Origin of the sequence: Micromonospora gifhornensis (assembly GCF_016863515.1) — a bacterium.
GTDB classification, from domain to species: Bacteria; Actinomycetota; Actinomycetes; order Mycobacteriales; family Micromonosporaceae; genus Micromonospora; species Micromonospora gifhornensis.
Genome location: NZ_BOPA01000017.1, coordinates 156,728 through 176,025, shown reverse-complemented (window position 1 = coordinate 176,025; position 19,298 = coordinate 156,728). Strand labels below are relative to the sequence as shown.

Genomic DNA, 19,298 nt, shown 5'->3' with positions numbered 1-19,298 from the left:
ACCCCTCCATCTCACGAACGTTAGCCGGCGACCTTTTCGCTTACCGCTTCGGTGGGCTCACTCTTCGGCTTGGCCGAGGAAGCGATACCCGCGGCGGCGAAAGCCCCGCCACCACCACTCGTGGAGCTGAACTCGTACGCGCTCTCCGCGTGCTCGGCGTTGTCGATGCCCTCGACCTCGGCCTCGGCGCTGGCCCGGAAGCCGATGGTCTTCTCGATCGCGAAGCCGATGATGTACGCGACCACGAACGAGTAGACAAGCACCGCGATGACGCCGACCGCCTGCAGACCCAGCAGCTTGATGCCGCCGCCGTAGAGCAGACCGTCGTTGCCCTCACCGGCCAGCACCTCGATGGCCAGGAAACCGATGAGCAGCGAGCCGATGATGCCGCCGACCATGTGCACGGCGACCACGTCGAGCGAGTCGTCGTACTTGAGCTTGTACTTCATGCCGACGGCGAGCGCGCAGATCGCACCGGCGATCAGGCCGAGGGCGATGGCGCCCAGCGGCTCCAGGAACGCACAGGCGGGGGTGATGCCGACCAGACCGGCGACCGCGCCGGAGGCCGCACCCAGGGTGGTCGGCTTGCCGTCGCGCAGCCACTCGACCACGATCCAGCCGAGCACCGCGGCGGCGGTGGCGACCTGGGTGTTGATCAGCGAGATGGCGGCGGTGCCGTTGGCCGCGCCGGCGGAGCCGGCGTTGAAGCCGAACCAGCCGAACCACAGCAGACCCGCGCCGAGGAGCACCATCGGCAGGTTGTGCGGCTTGAACTTGTCCTTCGGCCAGCCGACCCGCTTGCCGAGTACGAGCGCCAGAGCGAGCGCGGCGGCACCGGCGTTGATGTGCACCGCCGTACCACCGGCGAAGTCGAGCACGCCGAGCTCCATGATCCAGCCGCCGCCCCAGACCCAGTGCGCGACCGGGAAGTAGACCAGGGTGGCCCACAGCCCGGCGAAGAGCAGCCACGGGCCGAACTTGGCCCGGTCGGCGATCGCACCGCTGATCAGAGCGACGGTGATCACCGCGAACATCAGCTGGAAACCGGCGAACAGCAGATCGGGAATGCCGCCCTCGGTGCCGCTTTCCAACATGCCACGCAGACCGGCGGCGGAGAGATCACCGGTGATCCCGCCGATGTCCTCGCCGAATGCGATGCTGTAGCCGTAGAACACCCACAACAGGCTGACCAGGCCGATCGCGCCGAAGCTCATCATCATCATGTTGAGCACGGACTTGGATCGCGTCATGCCGCCGTAGAACAGCGCCAGGCCGGGCGTCATGAGCAACACCAGCGCGGCAGAAGTCAAAATCCAGGCGGTGGCACCAGAATCTAGCTCCGGCACGCTGCCTCCTCTCGGGTCGTTTTCCCTCCCTCCCGGCATCGCGCAGCATCGCCCGTACGCCGGTTGGCCGGAACTCTCGTCGTCGGCTGTTTCGACGAGGGACCCCGACTGGTTTCCGGTGCGTCACGGCTTGTTTCGGACGTGTGAAGAAAACCGCACAGCTCCACGCTTCGACGGGGGTGGATCAGCCATTTGGTGATGGTCTATCCCCCGACGGGTTACTGCAGGGCGGATTCCAGGGCACGCCGCTCGTAATCGAGCAGTCGAAGATCGCGCATCGGCCGGCGCAGGTGGCCCTTGTGCACGATCCGCACGAAGGCCGGCTCCCCCGCCGCAGCCATCCGCCGGATGCCCTCGACGTGGTCGATGATCCGCTTGCGGATGGTCCCGATCAGCCGGTGGCGGTCGCGGGGGATCAACCCGTACGCGTCGGCGAACAGTCGCAACCGGCGCGGCCGGTCCGGTCGCTTCCAGCCCAGGGTGATCGAATCCCGGTCGGAGAAGATCGGCACCCAGGTCCAGGCCGCGTAGGCCACGTCGTAGATCCGCGCACCGGGTGAGGCGAGATCGAAGTCGATAAGCCCGAGGGTGCCGTCCGGACGCCAGATCACGTTGTGCGGCGCGGCGTCGTGGTGGCAGATGACCTCGGTGTCCGGTGGCGGCGGCCCGAACGAGCGCCACACCGCGTTGGCCGGCGGCGCGAAGCCGTACTGGGCGTCGTGGAACATCCGCAGCATGGTGGCGACGGTGACCAGCGCCTCGTCGGTGACCCAGTGCGGGGCCAGCGGGTATTCCCCGCACTCCCCTTCCAGGTACGACAGCACCTCCCGGTTGCGCTCGTCCATGCCGAGCGCGCGGGGGGCACCGGTGAAGCCCACGTACTCCAGGTGGCGCAGCAGGGCGTGCACGGACGGCGTCCACGGTCCGGCGTTGCGCCGGACCGTGTCACCGACCCGCACCACGGTGCTGACGTTGCCGCCGTGCAGGGGGATCTCCTGCGAAGTCACGTACGGTCTCCCGAGGCGCTGCGACGGGTGGCTCGGGTCGCGCCAGCCCGCGTACGCGCGATTGTCTCTGGTCACCCGAGGTTACGCGGTCGGACCGGGGGCTTCGGTGCCCAGCAGCGCGTCGACGAACTGCGCGGGGTCGAACGGTGCCAGGTCGTCCGGACCTTCGCCGAGGCCGACCAGCTTCACCGGGATGCCGAGCTTGCGCTGTACGGCGATCACGATGCCGCCCTTGGCGGTGCCGTCGAGCTTGGTCAGCACCACCCCGGTGACGTTAACCACCTCGGTGAAGACGCGGGCCTGCTCCAGACCGTTCTGCCCGGTGGTGGCGTCGAGGATGAGCAGGGTCTCGTCGATCGGGCCGTGCTTCTCCACCACCCGCTTGACCTTGCCCAGCTCGTCCATCAGGCCGACCTTGTTCTGCAGCCGGCCGGCGGTGTCCACGAGCACGGTGTCCACGCCGGTGTCGATACCCCGCCGGACCGCGTCGAACGCGACGCTGGCCGGGTCGGCACCCTCCGGACCCCGGACGGTCTCCGCGCCGACCCGTCCCGCCCAGGTCTCCAACTGGTCGGCGGCGGCGGCCCGGAAGGTGTCGGCCGCGCCGAGCAGCACGCTGCGACCGTCGGCGATGAGCACCCGGGCGATCTTGCCGCAGGTGGTGGTCTTGCCGGCGCCGTTGACCCCGACCACCAGCAGCACCGCCGGCACACCCTCCTTGGGGGTGGTCCGCAGCGAGCGGTCCAGCTCCGGGTCGAGCGCGTTCACCAGTTCGGCGGCGAGCAGGGCACGCAGTTCGGCCGTCGAACGGGTGCCCAGCACCCGGGTCCGCTCGCGCAGCCGGTCGACGATCTCGCGGGTGGCGTCGATGCCCACGTCCGCGGTGATCAGGCTGTCCTCGATCTCCTCCCAGACGTCCTCGTCGAGGCGGTCGCGGCTGAGCAGGCCGAGCAGCCCCTTGCCGAAGGCGTTCTGCGAGCGCGACAGCCGGGACCGCAGCCGGACCAGCCGGCCGGCGGTCGGCTCGGGCACCTCGACGGTCGGGGTCGGCGCCTCCACCACCGGCGGCGGCTCGACCAGGATGCCGGTGGACAACTCGGCCTCCGGCGCCTCCACCGGAGGCCCGGCGAGATCCTCCTGCGTCCGGGTGTCGACCTCCGTACGCGGCAGCGGGGGTGCCGGCCGCCGGCGCAGCCTCGGCACGACCAACCCGATGCCGCCGAGGATCAGCACACCGAGCAGGGCGAGAACGATGAGGAGGTAGTCCTTCATGCCGAAATCCTGTCAGATGCCGCCGACCACGTCTCAGCCACCGCACCCCCGCACCTGTCGTGAAGCGGCGGTAGTCTCGGCCACAACCAGCAGTGGTGCGACGGCCAGCCGGGTAGTAGAGGTCGAAACACTCTCATCTGGAGGTCTGCGATGCCCGCCGAGCTGCTCATCGGCCCCCTGCTCCGCCGGGTGGTCGGCACGCGGGCCACGGTCTGGGCGGAAACCACGGCCCCGGCGGTGGTCACCGTCCGCACGGCCGACGGCGCCACCGGCACGACGAACACCTTCACCGCGTACGACCACCACTACGCACTTGTGGTGGTCGACGGGCTCACCCCGGACAGCACCACGACCTATCAGGTCTTCGTCGACGACCGGGAGGTCTGGCCGCTGCCCGACGGGCGTTTCCCGCCCAGCGTGATCCGCACCCGCGCCGCCGACGACCGGGATCAGCCGGTACGGCTGCTCTTCGGCTCCTGCCGGGAGACCACCCAGCACGCCACCACCCGCAAGCTGCCCCCGGACGCGCTCGACGCGTACGCCCGGCGGATCCTGGCCGACCCGGACCCGGCGGCCCTGCCGGACCTGCTGGTGCTCCTCGGCGACCAGGTCTACGCCGACGAGACGTCACCGACGGTGAAGCGCCTGCTGCGCCGACGGCGACGCCGCCCGGCGGGCGCGCCCAGCGACCAGGTGGTCAGCTTCGACGAGTACACGAAGCTCTACCTGGAGTCCTGGGGCGACCCGGAGATCCGCTGGCTGTTCTCCACCGTGCCGAACGTGATGATCTTCGACGATCACGAGATCATCGACGACTGGAACACCTCGGCGTCCTGGCGCGCGGACATGCGCGAGCAGCCCTGGTGGGCCGAGCGGATCACCAGCGGCCTGGCGTCCTACTGGGTGTACCAGCACCTGGGCAACCTCTCCCCCGACGAGATCGCCGCCGACCCGATCTTCGCGAAGGTGACCACGGCCGGGGACGCCACCGAGGTGCTGCGCGAATTCGGCAAGCGGGTGGACACCGAGGCCGACCTGGCACACGACATCGAGCGGTGGCAGGCGGTGCAGTACCAGTGGAGCTACTCGCTCGACCTGGGCCGTACCCGCCTGGTCATGCTGGACACCCGGTGCAGCCGGGTGTTGCAACCGAGCCACCGGGCGATGTTGCCGCCGGGCGAATGGTCCTGGTTCGTCGACCGGGTGCACGGCGACTACGACCACCTGGTCGTCGGTTCCTCGCTGCCCTGGCTGCTGCCGCCCGGCATCCACCACGTCGAGGCGTGGAACGAGAAGCTGGCCGACTCGTCCCGGCCGTGGCTCGCCGCCCTCTCCGAACGCCTTCGCCGCGGGCTGGACCTGGAACACTGGGGCGCGTTCCGTCGTTCGTTCGACGCCATGGGTGCACTGTTCGCCCGCGTCGGCGGCGGCACACCGGGTGAACCCGACGACCGCAAGGGTGCCGGGCCGGCGTACCCGCCCCCGGCGTCGATCAACGTTCTCTCCGGTGACGTGCACCACTCGTACGTGGCCCGGGTCCGGTTCGCCGACCCGAGCGTACGCACCCCGGTGCATCAGCTGACCTGCTCGCCGATCCACAATCAGGTGCCCGCCGGGATGCGTCCGCTGATGCGGCTGGGCTGGTCCCGTGGGCCGGCCGGGGCGACCCGGACGCTGGCCCGCACCGCGGGCGTACCCCGGCCGCAGTTCCGCTGGCGCAAGCTCGCCGGCCCGTACTTCGGCAACGCGGTGGCCACGCTTACCCACGCCAGCCGGAGCGCCGACGTGGTCATCGAGGGCACCACAAACGACGGCCACCTGCGCCAAGTCGCCCACCACCGCCTGACCCCGTGAAAGGAAGGGCACCTTGTTAACGCCTGGCGTAGTAGAAGGGCCCCTTGTTAACACTGTGGGGCGATGCGGGGTGACTGACGCTGTGGTGCGGGGCAGTCAGCGGACGGTCACTGCGGCTCCGTAGTCTCGTCGGCGTGGACGACGAGCTGCCGGAGCGCCTGCGCGAGGTCGAGGACGAACTGACCGCCCTGTTGCGGCGCGGTCGGGCCCTCTCGTGGGAGATCGCCAGCGAGGTGCACCCGAATCTGGAGCCGAACGCGTACGGACTGCTGCTCTGGCTGCGCCGCTCCGGCGCGATCCGGCTCACCGATCTGGCCGCCCGACTCGGGGTCGGCAAGGGCACGCTCAGCCGGCAGATCCACAGCCTGGAGACCCTCGGTCTGGTGAGACGAGACCCGGACCCGAACGATCGGCGGGCCGCGCAACTCAGCCTCACCGAGGAGGGGCAGCGCCGGTTCGACGCCGCTCGGGCCCCCCGGCTCGGACAGATCCGTCGGGCGTTGGAGACCTGGCCGCAACGTGACGTCGAGGAGTTGGCCCGGCTGCTCCGCCGCTTCAACGACGCCTGGGGCTGACGCCGTCCCACCTGTCGCCGTCGTACCTGACGCCGTCCCACCTGAACGCCGTCCCACCTGACCCCGTTCCGGCGATCCAGCGGTAACCAGGTCGGACTTTTACCGCAATTACGATGTAACGGCGCTTTCAGCGACACTCTCCCGCCAGGCGGGTGGAATAGAGCCCCTGCCGAGCAAGTTGTTGCTTCAGGCAACCAAGTCGTACGGTTGCCTCCGGCAACAATATCCACTCCGCTTGGAGGCTTCTCCCATGACTCAGGCGAGTGCTCCCGCCCGAGCGATGCCCGTGCAGATGAGTCACCGACAGATCCTGGAGGCCCTCTCCGGTCTGCTGCTGGGCATGTTCGTCGCGATCCTGTCCGGCACGGTCGTCGCGAACGCGCTGCCGAGGATCATCACCGAACTCAACGGCAGTCAGTCCGCGTACACCTGGGTGGTCACCTCGACGCTGCTGGCCACCACCGCGACCACCCCGCTGTGGGGCAAGCTCGCCGACCTGACCAGTAAGAAGGTGCTGGTCCAGCTCTCCCTCACCATCTTCGTGCTCGGCTCGGTGCTGGCCGGGCTCTCGCAGTCCACCGGGCAACTGATCGCCTGCCGGGTGGTCCAGGGCATCGGCGCCGGTGGTCTCACCGCGCTGGTTCAGGTGATCATCGCGACGATGATCTCCCCGCGGGAACGGGGCCGCTACAGCGGCTACCTCGGCGCGGTGATGGCCGTCGGCACCATCGGCGGGCCGCTGATCGGCGGCGTGATCGTCGACACCTCCTGGCTCGGCTGGCGCTGGTGCTTCTACGTCGGCGTGCCGTTCGCGCTGGCCGCTCTGGTCGTGCTCCAGCGGACCCTCGACCTGCCGGTCGTCCGCCGCAAGGTGAAGATCGACTGGTGGGGTGCCACGCTGATCACCGCCGCCGTGTCGCTGCTGCTGATCTGGGTGTCGCTCGCCGGCAACCAGTTCGACTGGGCCTCCTGGCAGACCGCGGTGATGGTGACCGGCGCGTTGCTGCTCGGTGCCGCCGCCGTGCGGGTGGAGACCAAGGCCAGTGAGCCGCTGATCCCGCCCCGACTGTTCCGCAACCGCACCATCACCCTGTCGGTGGTGGCCAGCATCGCCGTCGGTGTGGGCATGTTCGGCGCCTCGGTCTTCCTCGGCCAGTACTTCCAGATCAGCCGTGGGGCCAGCCCCACCATGTCCGGCCTGATGACCCTGCCGATGATCCTCGGCCTGCTGGTCTCCTCCACCGTGGTCGGCCGCATCATCACCAACACCGGCCGCTGGAAGCGTTACCTGGTCGCCGGCTCGGCGCTGCTCACCGTTGGTTTCGCGTTGATGGGCACGCTGCGGGCGGACACCCCGTACTGGCAGGTCAGCATCTACATGGCGATCATCGGTCTCGGCGTCGGCATGTCCATGCAGAACCTGGTGCTCGCCGTGCAGAACACCGTCGAACCACACGAACTCGGCGCGGCCAGCTCGGTGGTGGCGTTCTTCCGCAGCCTCGGCGGCGCGGTCGGCGTCAGCGCCCTGGGCGCCCTGCTCGGTCACAACGTCACCCGCTACCTCAGCGAGGGGTTGGCCGCGCTCGGCCTACCGACCGCGGGCGCAGGCGGCGGCACGCTGCCCGACGTACACGCGCTGCCCGCACCGATCCGGGCCGTGGTGGAGTCCGCGTACGGGCACGGGGCCGGAGACATCTTCCTGGCCGCCGCACCGTTCGGGCTGATCGCCCTGATCGCCGTGCTGTTCATCAAGGAGGTGCCGCTGCTGCGGCACACCGGTGGCCCGCTCACCGACGAGGTGGAGCAGGAGTCGACGGTGGCCACCGGCGGCGCGACGGCCGTGATCCGCACCGGGGTCCGGGACTGACCCGATGAACACCGCTGATCGTCAGCAGTACGGCCCGCAGGCCCGGCCGGTGCCCTTTGAGCGGGGCACCGACGGGCCACGGGTCGTCCTGGTCGGTGTGGACGGCACCCGGACCTCGCTCCGCGCCGCCTCGTACGCCGCCGGGCTGGCCCGCCGACAGGGTGCCCGGCTGGTGGTGGTCTTCGTCAGCTCGCCGGCCACCTACGCCGCGCTGTTGTCCGACGTCGTGGCCGACGCAGTGCAGCAGAGCCATGACGAGTTGGCCGAGGATCTGCGCCAGGAGTGCCGGCGCAGCGCCGAGGAGCTGGACGTGCCGGTGACCTTCCTCTGCCGACGGGGTGACGCGTACGTCGAACTGTCCGCCGCGGCCGACGAGACGCGGGCGGACCTGGTCGTGGTGGGCTCGTCCGAGCAGGCCGGGCATCGCCTGGTCGGCTCGGTCGCCACCCGCCTGGTCCGTACCGGCCGCTGGCCCGTCGTCGTGGTGCCGTGAAACCGCAACCACGAACTCGCTCGCACTTGTCGTACCCGGACAGCACGATGACCGGCATGACGACGTGGACTGCACCTGCCATCGACCGCCGACACGAGCCCTACCGCGCCGACGAGCGCACCATGCTGGAGGGCTGGCTCAACTATCACCGGGACACGTTGCTGCTCAAGTGCGCCGGGCTGACCGGCGAGCAGCTACGGACCGCGAGCGCGTCACCATCGACGCTCACCCTGCTCGGTCTGGTCCGGCACATGACCGTCGTCGAGCGGTCGTGGTTCCGGCAACGTTTCGCCGGTGCGGACCTGCCCGAGCTGTACGACTTCGACGCCGACCCGGATGCCGAGTTCAACACCGTGGACACCGCCGACGCCGAGGCCGACTTCGCGGCGTTCCGCGCCGAGATCACGGCCGTCGACGCGGCCACCGCCGGCCGTGACCTGGACGAGGTCTGCACCGTCAAGCGCCGCGACGGCACCGCCAACGAGATCAGCCTGCGCTGGATCTACCTCCACATGATCGAGGAGTACGCCCGGCACAACGGGCACGCCGACCTGATCCGCGAAGCGATCGACGGGGTGACCGGCGAGTGACCGTCAGGAGGCCAGCGCGGCGCGCAGGTAGCGCAGGTCGTCCGGCCCGTTCCAGCGGTACGCCGACAGCCCGGCCACCCGGGCCCCGTTGATCGCCCGGTCCTCGTCGTCGACGAAGAGCACCCGGTCCGGCGGGGTCTCCAGCGCCACGCAGGCGGCCTGGAAGTACTCCTTGGCCGGTTTGTGGACGCCGATGGCCGAGGAGTTGACCACCACGTCGAGTTCGTCGGTGAGGTCCAGCGCGGCCAGGTCGGCGTCGAGCAGGTCGGTGGCGTTGGTGCCCAACCCGACCCGGATGCCGGCGGCCCGCACCTCGCGGATGAACGACAGCACCTGGGGGTCGACCTCACCGCGGTAGCGCTGCCACTGCTCCACGGCGGCCCGGGCCCGCTCCGGGTCGCCCACCGAGGGGGTCAGCGCGTCGGCGACGCTCGACATCCACTCGGCGTGGCTGAGCCGGCCGGTGAGCACCGGCTGAAGCAGCCCCCAGGAGGTGGCGATCTCGCCGAGCACGCCGGTGGACAGGCCGTACTCGCGTTCCACCTCGGCGGCGACCGCCGGGTCCCAACGCCGCAGTACGCCGTCGAAGTCCACCAACAGCGCTGTCGCGCGTTCCCGAGCCACTAACCGTTCTCCTCGCCGCGGCTTCGCCGCTCGTCGTCCGTACCGGCCCGGTTGAGCCGTTGGCTGATCACCTGGGTCACTCCGCCACGCATGGTCACGCCGTACAGCGCGTCGGCGATCTCCATTGTGCGTTTCTGGTGGGTGATGACGATGAGCTGACTCTTCTCCCGCAACTGGGCGAGCAGGGTGATCAGCCGACCCAGGTTCACGTCGTCGAGCGCCGCCTCGACCTCGTCCATGATGTAGAACGGGCTGGGCCGGGCACGGAAGATGGCCACCAGCATCGCCACCGCGGTCAACGACCGCTCACCACCGGAGAGCAGCGACAGCCGCTTGATCTTCTTGCCGGGCGGGCGGGCCTCGACCTCGACACCTGTGGTCAGCAGGTCGTCCGGGTCGGTGAGCACCAGCCGCCCCTCCCCGCCGGGGAACAGGACAGTGAAGACCTGCTCGAACTCCCGGGCGGTGTCGGCGAAGGCGCTGGCGAAGACCTCCAGGATCCGTTCGTCGACGTCCTTGACCACGGTGAGCAGGTCACGCCGGGTCGCCTTGAGGTCCTCCAACTGCTCGGAGAGGAACTTGTACCGCTCCTCCAGCGCGGCGAACTCCTCCAACGCCAGCGGGTTGACCTTGCCGAGCAGGGTCAGTTCGCGTTCGGCCTTCGCGGCCCGCTTCTCCTGCACCGGGCGCTCGTAGCGGACCGGTTCGGGCACCGGCAGGCCGTCGCGTTCGGCGGCGGCCACCTCGGCCTCGGTGGGCGGCACCGGCTGACTCGGGCCGTACTCGGCGATCAGCGTCTCCATGGTCAACCCGAAGTCCTCGGCGGCCTTGGCCTCCAACTGTTCGATGCGCAGCCGCTGCTCGGCCCGGGCCACCTCGTCGCGGTGCACCTGGCTGGTCAGTCGCTCCAGTTCCGCGCCGAGTCGTTTCGCGGCGGCCCGCACCTCCTGAAGTTCCGCCTCGCGGGTGGCCCGTGCCCGGGCCACCGCGTCACGCTGCTCCTCCGCCTGGGCGATGCTGGTGGTCAGCCGGGTCAGCGCCTCCCGGGCACCGCCGGCCACGGCCCGGGCGATGCCCGCGCCACGCACCCGCGCCGCCCGCCGTGCCGCGGCCCGCTCCCTCGCGGCCCGCTCGGCGGCGGCCTGCCGGCGCAGCGAGTCGGCCCGCCCGGCGATGGAGGACACCCGCTCCTCGGCGGTACGCACCGCGAGCCGGACCTCCATCTCGTTCTGCCGGGCCTGCGGCACCATCGCGGCGAGCTGGTCGCGTTCCTCGGTGGAGGGTTCCGCGTCGATCGGGGTCGCCTCCGCCAGGCGCAGCCGCTCCTCCAACTCGGCCAGGGCGGTCAGGTCCCGTTCCCGGGCCGCCTCGGCGCGGGCCCGCGACTCGCCCAGCCGGTCGGTCTCCGCCTTGGCGGAGCGGGCGGCGGCACCCAACTCGGCGAGCCGGCGGGCGGCGGCGTTGCGGTGGCTCTCCGCCTCCCGCTTCGCCGCGGCGGCATGCTGCACCCGCTCCTTCGCCTCGGCCACCGCCGCCCGCGCCTCGACCAGTTGTTCGCGCAGTTCCGCGCTGGTGCGCTCGGCGGCGAGCCGGTTTGCGCGGGCCTCCTCGACGGCTGCCTGCACCTCGATGTAGCTGGGTGCCTTCGCCGACCCACCGGCCGCCGCGTACGCCCCGACGACGTCCCCTTCCCGGGTGACCGCGCGCAGCTCGGGGTTGCCGGCGACCACCTCCGCCGCGGCAGCGAGGTCGTCGACAAGCACCACGTCCCGCAGCGCCCGGTGCACCGCCGGTCGGATCCGCGCGTCGCACTCGACCAGGTCGGGCGCCCAGTGCGCACGGTCGGGCAGTTTGGGACGCAGCGCGTCGGCGGAGCCGGACATCCCCGGCCCGGCCGGGCTGCCCACCAGCAGTCCGGCCCGTCCGGCGTCGGAGATCTTGAGCAGTCGCATCGCCTCGACCGCCTCGTCCACCCCGCTTACCGCTACCGCGTCGGCGAGCCCGCCGAGCGCGGCGGCAAGCGCCGCCTCATGGCCGGGGGCGACGGTGAGCAGACCGGCGAGGCTGCCCAGCAGCCCCGGCACCTGGTCGGCGCGGGCCAGCAACGCACCGGCGCCGTCCTTGCGGCGCAGGCCGAGGGCGAGCGCCTCCTCGCGGGCCTTCCAGGTGGCGGCGTCCTTCTCCGCCGCCCGCTCGGCGTCGGAGAGCGAACGTACCGTCGCCTGCGCCTGTTCTTGGACGCTTACCGCCTCGGCGTGCCGGGCGTCCAGGTCTGCGTTGTCGCGGTCGGCCTCGGTGGACTGCTCGGCGACGGCGTCCAGGTCGGCCTGGGCCCGCTCGGCCCGGGCCATCGCGTCGGCGTGTGCGGCGGCGAGGCGCTCGATCTCCTCACCGGCGCTTGTGGTCCGGGCGCGCGCCGAGTTCACCTGACCGGTCAGCCGGGCCAGCCCTTCGCGCCGGTCCGCGATCGCCTTCGCCGCGGCGACCAGTTCGCGTTCCGCCGCCGCGAGCTGCCGTTCCAGTTCCTGCCGGTGCTCCACCGCCTCGGCGAGGTGGATCTGGTCGTCGGTGAGCGCCGCGCGCAGCTCCTCCTCCTGCTCCCGGACCCGTTCGGCCTCGGCCTCCAACTGGTCCGGGTCGCGGCCCGGTCGCTCGTCGTCCGGGGTGGAGCTGAGGTGTCGCAGCCGCTCCACCGCGAGCTGCTCGATCGAGCGGAACCGCTCCTGCAACGCGGAGAGCTTGTACCAGGTGTCCTGGGCGGCGGCCAGCAGCGGTGCGTCGGCGGCCAGCGCCTCCTCCAGCTCCCCGAGGCGGGCCTGCACCTCGGTGTGCTCGGCCTCCACCTCCTCGCGCCGCTGTCGCAGCGCGGTCTCGTCGGCGATCTCCCGGTCCAAAGTGGTCCGCAGGGTGGCGAGATCGTCGGCGAGCAGCCGCAGGCGGGCGTCACGCAGGCTGGCCTGGATCACCGCGGCGCGGCGGGCCACCTCGGCCTGCCGGCCGAGCGGCTTGAGTTGACGCCGCAGCTCGGCGGTGAGGTCGGTGAGCCGGTTCAGGTTGGTCTGCATCGCGTCGAGCTTGCGCAGCGCCTTTTCCTTGCGCTTGCGATGCTTGAGGACGCCGGCCGCCTCCTCGATGAACGCGCGCCGGTCCTCCGGCTTGGCGTGCAGCATGCCGTCGAGCCGCCCCTGCCCGACGATGATGTGCATCTCCCGGCCGATGCCGGAGTCGGAGAGTAGTTCCTGGATGTCGAGCAGGCGGCAGGTGTCGCCGTTGATCTCGTACTCGCTCTCGCCGGAGCGGAACATCCGGCGGGTGATGGAGACCTCGGTGTACTCGATCGGCAGAGCGCCGTCGGTGTTGTCGATGGTCAGGGTCACCTCGGCCCGACCGAGCGGGGCCCGACCGGCGGTGCCGGCGAAGATGACGTCCTCCATCTTGCCGCCGCGCAGCGCCTTGGCGCCCTGCTCGCCGAGCACCCAGGCGATGGCGTCGACGACGTTGGACTTGCCGGACCCGTTCGGGCCCACCACGCAGGTGATCCCCGGCTCCAGCTTCAGCGTCGTCGCGGAGGCGAAGGACTTGAAGCCCTTCACCGTCAGGCTCTTGAGATGCACCTTCTCGATCCTCGTCCGGTGGCCGCCGTACCGTCGCCCGGCTGCGCGGACCCTGGTAAACCCGCAGAGTAACCCGGCACCAGGTGTGCTGCGCGACGCGACCCACCCGCCGGCACGCCGCGAGCGTTCCATTTCACAGGTGTCAGACGGTTACGCACCGACACCGGACGATCCAGTCGATCATCCCGGCCACAAAGTCGATCAATGGTGCACAGAATTGCGCGCCGGCACTTCGTGTCGGCGCGCTTTTGTGCGGTGGTGCTATTCGGTTGTGGCGGCCAGGTGGATCAGGTCAGCGCGGGCTCGGCAAGACGGAGCAGATCATCCGCCTCTGCCGCAGCCGCCGCGAGCCGATCGTTCTCGGCACGCAGCCGCGTGATCTCGAACTCCAGTGACTGAACCCTGGCACGCAGTCGGGTGACCTCGTCGAGCAGGCGCCGGTCGGGCGCTGCACCTACGTGGCCGAAGAGGGCCTTCGCCATGTTGACTCCTTGAATTGCGCTGCCGGAGAGGCCGGCCAACGCGCGCCCTTGTATACGCGACTACCATTCCCACGAATTCTGGGCACGGCCGGGCGCGACTGGCGACATCTCTATATTGAGCCGACAGCCCCTGTTTCGTCAAGTTCACGCAGGCCGTAGATCATTTCGACGTCTACCCGACCCGTCGCGGGAGGCTGCCACACGGCGCGGACACACTCTGTCCGGACACCCCAACTCTACGCACCGAATCGCCGGAATACCTCACCCGGATGTACAGGGTCCTCTTAACTCTTCCTTAGCCACATTGCTGCTGCTCAGACCGACCACGTAGCGTCACCCCGGCCCCTTACCGACCCGTGGAGGCGACAGGCGTGCACGGCTGGAACGACCCGCTCGACCCGGATTCCACCCGGCGACCAGCGCCATCGACCGACGACCCGGCCTGGCTGACCGACCGCCCGGCACCGCGCTCGTCGTACCTGTTCGGCGACGAACCGGAGAGTTCGTCCGACCGGTGGTACCACGACCAGCCCACCGAGCAGTGGCAGCACCGCCCGCACCGGCCCGCCGAGACGACCTATCCGGCACCGGCCCACCCCCACTGGGCCGACCAGGACCCCGGCGCCGGCCAGCACCACCGGGACACCGCCTGGTCGACCGAGGGGCACTACGGCGCGCCGAGCCACGGTCGGCACGACGGCGGTTGGCGCGCCGACGAGCCGACCACGCAGGTCAGCCGCTGGTCCGACAAGCACGACGGACAGCAGCCCGCGCGGCACGCCGCCCCCGACCCGCATCACGACAACCAGGCGTACGACAACCAGGGGTACACCGACACCCAGCCGCCCTACACCGGCCAGGCCCCCTACGGTGACCAGCCCTACGGTGACCAGTCTTACGCCGGTCAGCAGCACTACGGGCGGGGTGACGAGGGCCGGTGGCACGGGGAAGGGGCCTACGGCGTACCGGAGGATCGGGCCACCGCCCGGACCGAGGCGGTGGCCGATGCGCCCGGGACCGACGCCCGGCCGTCCCGTCGTCGCCTGTCGCGTCCCCTGGTGATGGGCGGTGCCGCCGCGGCGGCCACCCTCGCGGTGAGCATCGGCGTGGCGGCCCTCGCGCTGCCCGGCAACGACGCGCCGACCAGCACCACCGCCGGTGAGCGTCCGGTGGCCACCGGACCCGCGCTGCTGGACGCCGACGAGTCGGTGGACGTCCTCGACCCACTCGACTCCCCGAGCCCCAGCCCGAGCCCGAGCGTCTCGCCAAGCGCCGCCACGCCCTCGCCGTCGCCCAGTCAAGCGGCGAAGCCGAAGCCCACGCCCGCGCGCAGCAGCACCGCACCCTCCCGGCAGAGCGCCGAGCGTCGGGGCAGCCCGAGTCGCGGTGCCACGGTCACCACCTCGCCGTCCAACCCGGCCGGCGCCTCGCAGGCCGCCCAGGTGGTCGACCTGGTCAACGCGGAACGGGCGAAGGCCGGCTGCGGCGCGCTGACCGTCGACGAGAAGCTGACGACCGCGGCCCAGCGGCACAGCCAGGACCAGGCCGACAACCGGAACATGTCGCACACCGGCAGCGACGGCAGCGACCCGGGAGAGCGGATCGACCGGGTCGGGTACGCCTGGCGCACGTACGGCGAGAACGTCGCCTGGAACCAGCAGTCGCCCGCCGCCGTGATGGACGCCTGGATGAACAGCCCCGGTCACCGGGCGAACATCCTGAACTGCGCCTTCACCGAGATCGGCGTCGGCGTGGCGAGCAGCAACGGACCGTACTGGACGCAGGTCTTCGCCGCGCCACGCTGAGTGCGGCGGGCGCGGCACCGGAACTCGTCGCGTTCTGAGTGCCGCGCCACGTCCAGCCGCGAGTCCTTGTCGGGTCTGCGCTCGTTTGAGTGGGTGAGGTACGCCGACGGCGTACCGGCTCGGGCGGCGTCACGCCGCCGGCGCAACCTGCGGAGCTGGCGATGCGGATCGGGCTGGGCGGGGCACAGGTACGACGGGCGATGCGCGCCGGCCTGGCCTGCACCGTGCTCGTGTCGCTGGCCGCCTGCCGGCCGGATCTCACCCCGCCCGGCGCACCGACAAGTTGGCCGTCCGCCTCGGCCCGGCTGTGGCGATGGCAGTGGCAACTCGACGGGGTGCTCGACGTGACGGTCGAGGCGGACGTGTTCGTCCTCGATCCGGCCAACACCACCGCGGCGCAGACCGCCGACCTGCGGGCCCGTCACCGTCGACTGGTCTGCCAGGTGCACGCCGGCACGGTCCACCCGGACGATCCGGACGCGACCAGGTTCCCGCCCCAGGTCCGCGGCCCGACGGCCACCCGCTCCGGCCGCACCTGGCTGGACGTACGCCGGTGGGACGCCCTGCGGCCGGTGCTGGCCGACCGGTTCCGGCTCTGCCGCGGCAAGGGCTTCGGCGCGGTACTGCTCGCCGACGCCGACGGCTACGCCAACTCCCCCGGCTTCCCGCTGGATTTCGACGACCAGTTGCAGTTCAACCGTCGGGTCGCGGCGTTGGCCCGTTCACTGGATCTGTCTCCCGGGCTGCGGGGCAACCTCGGGCAGGTCGCCGCGCTGGCGCCGGACTTCGACTTCGCGGTCGACGAGGAGTGCGTACGGCTCAACCGGTGCGACAAGCTACTGCCGTTCGTCGACGCCGGCAAGCCGGTGTTCCACGTCGAGTACACCGGCGGGCTCACCGACTTCTGTGTCACGAGCGTCGGCTACGGGTTCGCCTCCATCCGCAAACACCGCAGCCTGGACGCCTGGCGGCTGCCCTGCCCCGTACCGTGATCGAGGCCCCGTACCGTGATCGAGGTCAGCCGCGCAGGGTGGCGCGGGGGCGGGGCTGGCAGCGCGGGCAACTGTACGACGACCGGTTCATGAAGGCCTCCCGGCGGATCGGCGCACCGCATCGTCGGCAGGGCTGCCCCTCACGGCCGTAGACGTTCAGCGACCTGTCGAAGTAACCGCTCTCCCCGTTGACGTTGACGTACAGCGCGTCGAAGCTGGTGCCGCCCGCCGTGATCGCCTCGGTCAGCACGTCGCGTACGTGGCCGAGCAACCGCCGTACGGCCGGGCCGGTCAACGCGTCGGTCGGCCGGGTGCCGTGCAGTTTGGCGCGCCACAGCGCCTCGTCGGCGTAGATGTTGCCCACCCCGGAGATCAACGTCTGGTCGAGCAGGGCGCGCTTGACCTCGGTACGGCGGCGGCGCATCGCGGTGACGAAGTCCGCGTCGGAGAACTGCGGATCCAGCGGGTCCCTGGCGATGTGGGCGATCTCCGTGGGCAGCGTCGCGCCGCCCTCGCTTACCGAGAGCCCACCGAACGTGCGCTGGTCGACGAAGCGCAGTTCGGGACCGTCGTCGGTGAACCGGAAGCGGACCCGCAGGTGCGGCTCGTCCGGGGCGGTGGCCGGTTGCAGCAACAGTTGCCCGGACATGCCGAGATGCCCGATCACCGCGTCACCGCTGTCCAGCGGCAACCAGAGATATTTGCCGCGCCGGCACACGTCGAGCACGGTCCGGCCGGCCAGCACGTCGGCGAAGTGGGCGCCACCGGCCACGTGCCGACGCACCGCACGCGGGTGGCGTACCTCGACGGACTCGATCCGTCGGCCGGTGACCCAGCGCGCCAGCCCCTGCCGGACGGTCTCCACCTCGGGCAGTTCAGGCACGGGGCGCCTGCACCTCCGGCCGGCCGGCGTCCACGACGGCCCGCCCGTCGTCGTCCGCGATCGCCGCGGGCTCGACGATCCCCGCCGGCTCGACGGTCACCGCGGCGTCGGACGGCTCGTCAAGCGGCTCCGGCTCGGCCCGGTCGGCTTCGTCGTCGGCTTCGGCCTGCGCGTTCAGGGTCCGCCAGGCCGACTCCGCGGCCCGCTGCTCGGCCTCCTTCTTGCTACGCCCGTCGGCGCCGCCGTACCGGTTACCGGCCACCACCACCCAGGCGGTGAAGGTCTTCAGATGGTCCGGGCCGGCGCCCTCGATCCGGTACTCCGGCACACCGAGACCCAGCGCCGCGGTCAACTCCTGGAGGCTGGTCTTCCAGTCCAGGGCGGCGCCCCGGCCGGCCGACTCGGCCATCAGCGGGTCGAACAGCCGGTGGATGACCTCGGCGGCGATGTCCAGCCCGTACTGGAGGTAGATCGCGCCGAGCAGCGCCTCCAGGGTGTCGGCGAGGATGCTCGCCTTGTCCCGGCCGCCGGTGGTCTCCTCACCCTTGCCCAGCAGCAGGTAGGGGCCGAGCCCGTCCGGGCCCAGACCGCGCGCCACGTCGGCCAGGGCACGCATGTTGACCACGCTGGCCCGCAGCTTGGCCAGTTGCCCCTCGGGCAGGTCCGGGTGGTTGTGGAAGAGCGCGGTGGTGATCACCACGCCGAGCACCGAGTCGCCGAGGAACTCCAGCCGCTCGTTGGTCGGCAGGCCGCCGTTCTCGTACGCGTACGAGCGGTGGGTCAGGGCCCGCTCCAGCAACTCCGGGTCCATTGACACGCCGAAGGCTGCCTCGAGGTGGCCGATGGAGGGCCGTCGTCGCTTGTCGATGCTCATGATGTGCGTACCTCGGTGTCGGTCGTGCGATCGGTGCGGTCGGTGCGTTCGGTGGCAAGCAGCGCGGCGACCCGGTCGGTGGCGGCTCGCCGCCAGAGGTGGGCAGCCAGCGCGATGCCGGAAGCGATGTCGGCCGGGCGAGCGGCGCCGTGACAGACCACCACGGTGCCCGCCACCCCGAGCAGCGCGGCTGCCCGCGGCGCGCCCCCGTCGGGCGGCGGCCCGCCCGCCATGGCGTACGCGCCCTCGATCGCCTTGAGCAGCACGTTACCGGTGAACCCGTCGGTGACCACCACATCGGCGCGCGTGCCGAGGCAGACGTCGTACCCCTCGACCAGGCCCACGTACCGAGCGTCACCGGGCAGTTCCGTAGCGCGCAACATCGGGTCGGCGAGGCGGCGGGGTCGGTCACCCTTGCCCGGTTCGGTGCCCACGGAGAGCAGCCCCACCCGAGGGGCGTCGAGGCCGTGGGCGATGGCGGCGTACGCGGCGCCGAGCACGGCGTGCCGGGTCAGGGTCGCCGGACTCGGCTCCATCGAGCCGCCGACGTCGAGCAGGACGACAGGTCCGGAGACGCCGGGCAGGGTGGCGGCCAGGGCCGGCCGTCGGATCTGCGGCCAGCGGCCGAGGCCGAGGGCGGCAGCGGTCACCGTGGCGCCGGTGGACCCGGCGGAGACCAGCGCGTCGGCCTGGCCGGCGCGGATCGCGGCGACGGCCGCCCGGACCGTGTTCTCGGCGCGGGCCGCGGTGAGATCGTCGGCCGTGTCGACGGCGGTGCGCGCAGGTCGCAGCGTCAACCGGGCACGTTGGGCCGGGTCGAGGGCGTCGACGAGCGCACCGGCGGCTCTGGTCGGGCCGACGAGCAGGAGGTGCAGATCGGGGTCGGCGCGCACCGCCCGTAGAGCGCCGTCCACCACCACGTCGGGAGCGTCGTCCCCGCCGAGGAGGTCAACGGCGATCCGTGCGGTTCCCGGCTCCGTGACGACGCCGGCCGGTGAGAGCCGGCCGGCGTCGACGGGA

16 protein-coding genes are annotated in these 19,298 nt (G+C 71.3%); 7 read left to right on the top strand and 9 right to left on the bottom strand.

Translation table 11 applies throughout. The features are described 5' to 3' along the window. Positions 1-20 precede the first annotated feature (20 nt). The 3 genes from Vgi01_RS12210 to ftsY form a co-directional block, all read right to left on the bottom strand. Complete coding sequence (locus Vgi01_RS12210; protein ID WP_050814560.1) at positions 21-1,385, bottom strand: ammonium transporter; 1,365 nt, start codon at positions 1,383-1,385, stop codon at positions 21-23. Positions 1,386-1,564: 179 nt separating this feature from the next. Then, on the bottom strand, positions 1,565-2,428 hold the full coding sequence (locus Vgi01_RS12205; RefSeq protein ID WP_169804609.1) for an aminoglycoside phosphotransferase family protein: 864 nt from the start codon (positions 2,426-2,428) through the stop codon (positions 1,565-1,567). A gap of 6 nt (positions 2,429-2,434) precedes the next feature. Beyond that, the gene (gene ftsY / locus Vgi01_RS12200; RefSeq protein WP_102659882.1) at positions 2,435-3,625 is read right to left on the bottom strand and encodes a signal recognition particle-docking protein FtsY; all 1,191 of its coding nucleotides are present in this window, start codon (positions 3,623-3,625) and stop codon (positions 2,435-2,437) included. Between the two features lie 150 nt (positions 3,626-3,775). Here ftsY and Vgi01_RS12195 point away from each other — a divergent pair, with 150 nt between their 5' ends. The 5 genes from Vgi01_RS12195 to Vgi01_RS12175 all read left to right on the top strand — a co-directional run bounded on the left by Vgi01_RS12195 (position 3,776) and on the right by Vgi01_RS12175 (position 9,004). Further along, positions 3,776-5,479 carry an alkaline phosphatase D family protein gene (locus Vgi01_RS12195; protein WP_204291066.1) on the top strand — a complete coding sequence of 568 codons (1,704 nt, stop codon included), beginning with the start codon at positions 3,776-3,778 and terminating at the stop codon, positions 5,477-5,479. A gap of 134 nt (positions 5,480-5,613) precedes the next feature. Next, on the top strand, positions 5,614-6,054 hold the full coding sequence (locus Vgi01_RS12190) for a MarR family winged helix-turn-helix transcriptional regulator (RefSeq protein WP_233196983.1): 441 nt from the start codon (positions 5,614-5,616) through the stop codon (positions 6,052-6,054). Between the two features lie 250 nt (positions 6,055-6,304). Further along, entirely contained in the window at positions 6,305-7,921 is a 1,617-nt protein-coding gene (locus Vgi01_RS12185) for an MDR family MFS transporter (RefSeq protein WP_204291065.1), read from the top strand. Positions 7,922-7,925: 4 nt separating this feature from the next. Continuing rightward, positions 7,926-8,414 (top strand): universal stress protein, encoded by a 489-nt coding sequence (locus Vgi01_RS12180; RefSeq protein WP_102659879.1) that lies wholly within the window; start codon positions 7,926-7,928, stop codon positions 8,412-8,414. Positions 8,415-8,470: 56 nt separating this feature from the next. Continuing rightward, entirely contained in the window at positions 8,471-9,004 is a 534-nt protein-coding gene (locus Vgi01_RS12175; RefSeq protein WP_204291064.1) for a DinB family protein, read from the top strand. Between the two features lie 3 nt (positions 9,005-9,007). On the opposite strand, the gene Vgi01_RS12170 is transcribed toward Vgi01_RS12175, so the two are convergent. From Vgi01_RS12170 to Vgi01_RS12160, 3 genes are all read right to left on the bottom strand, one after another. Continuing rightward, positions 9,008-9,628, bottom strand: coding sequence for an HAD-IA family hydrolase (locus tag Vgi01_RS12170; RefSeq protein WP_102659878.1), 621 nt, complete (start codon positions 9,626-9,628; stop codon positions 9,008-9,010). Continuing rightward, positions 9,628-13,242 carry a chromosome segregation protein SMC gene (smc, locus tag Vgi01_RS12165; RefSeq protein WP_204291063.1) on the bottom strand — a complete coding sequence of 1,205 codons (3,615 nt, stop codon included), beginning with the start codon at positions 13,240-13,242 and terminating at the stop codon, positions 9,628-9,630. The genes Vgi01_RS12170 and smc overlap by 1 nt, the downstream gene beginning before the upstream one ends. A gap of 287 nt (positions 13,243-13,529) precedes the next feature. Further along, complete coding sequence (locus Vgi01_RS12160) at positions 13,530-13,724, bottom strand: hypothetical protein (RefSeq protein ID WP_013732083.1); 195 nt, start codon at positions 13,722-13,724, stop codon at positions 13,530-13,532. Positions 13,725-14,095: 371 nt separating this feature from the next. Between Vgi01_RS12160 and Vgi01_RS12155 the strand changes: the two genes are divergently transcribed. Further along, the gene (locus Vgi01_RS12155; protein ID WP_239088913.1) at positions 14,096-15,529 is read left to right on the top strand and encodes a CAP domain-containing protein; all 1,434 of its coding nucleotides are present in this window, start codon (positions 14,096-14,098) and stop codon (positions 15,527-15,529) included. Positions 15,530-15,618: 89 nt separating this feature from the next. Continuing rightward, positions 15,619-16,521 (top strand): endo alpha-1,4 polygalactosaminidase, encoded by a 903-nt coding sequence (locus Vgi01_RS12150; protein WP_239088912.1) that lies wholly within the window; start codon positions 15,619-15,621, stop codon positions 16,519-16,521. 25 nt (positions 16,522-16,546) lie between these two features. Here the strand turns inward: Vgi01_RS12150 and mutM are convergent, their stop codons facing one another. Genes mutM through Vgi01_RS12135 form a run of 3 tightly spaced genes read right to left on the bottom strand, consistent with a single transcriptional unit; the run spans position 16,547 to position 19,237 of the window. After that, positions 16,547-17,404 carry a bifunctional DNA-formamidopyrimidine glycosylase/DNA-(apurinic or apyrimidinic site) lyase gene (gene mutM, locus Vgi01_RS12145; protein WP_204291061.1) on the bottom strand — a complete coding sequence of 286 codons (858 nt, stop codon included), beginning with the start codon at positions 17,402-17,404 and terminating at the stop codon, positions 16,547-16,549. Continuing rightward, positions 17,397-18,278, bottom strand: coding sequence for a ribonuclease III (rnc, locus tag Vgi01_RS12140; RefSeq protein WP_102659875.1), 882 nt, complete (start codon positions 18,276-18,278; stop codon positions 17,397-17,399). Before rnc ends, mutM begins: the two co-directional genes overlap by 8 nt. After that, complete coding sequence (locus Vgi01_RS12135; protein ID WP_102659892.1) at positions 18,275-19,237, bottom strand: phosphate acyltransferase PlsX; 963 nt, start codon at positions 19,235-19,237, stop codon at positions 18,275-18,277. The genes rnc and Vgi01_RS12135 overlap by 4 nt, the downstream gene beginning before the upstream one ends. Positions 19,238-19,298 lie beyond the last annotated feature (61 nt).

Excerpts from the sequence above, each read along its gene's own strand:
- Vgi01_RS12210 (WP_050814560.1), bottom strand. The coding sequence starts at position 1,385 with ATGCCGGGAGGGAGGGAAAACGACCCGAGAGGAGGCAGCGTGCCGGAG.
- ftsY (WP_102659882.1), bottom strand. The coding sequence starts at position 3,625 with ATGAAGGACTACCTCCTCATCGTTCTCGCCCTGCTCGGTGTGCTGATC.
- Vgi01_RS12195 (WP_204291066.1), top strand. The coding sequence starts at position 3,776 with ATGCCCGCCGAGCTGCTCATCGGCCCCCTGCTCCGCCGGGTGGTCGGC.
- Vgi01_RS12185 (WP_204291065.1), top strand. The coding sequence starts at position 6,305 with ATGACTCAGGCGAGTGCTCCCGCCCGAGCGATGCCCGTGCAGATGAGT.
- Vgi01_RS12180 (WP_102659879.1), top strand. The coding sequence starts at position 7,926 with ATGAACACCGCTGATCGTCAGCAGTACGGCCCGCAGGCCCGGCCGGTG.
- Vgi01_RS12175 (WP_204291064.1), top strand. The coding sequence starts at position 8,471 with ATGACGACGTGGACTGCACCTGCCATCGACCGCCGACACGAGCCCTAC.
- Vgi01_RS12160 (WP_013732083.1), bottom strand. The coding sequence starts at position 13,724 with ATGGCGAAGGCCCTCTTCGGCCACGTAGGTGCAGCGCCCGACCGGCGC.
- rnc (WP_102659875.1), bottom strand. The coding sequence starts at position 18,278 with ATGAGCATCGACAAGCGACGACGGCCCTCCATCGGCCACCTCGAGGCA.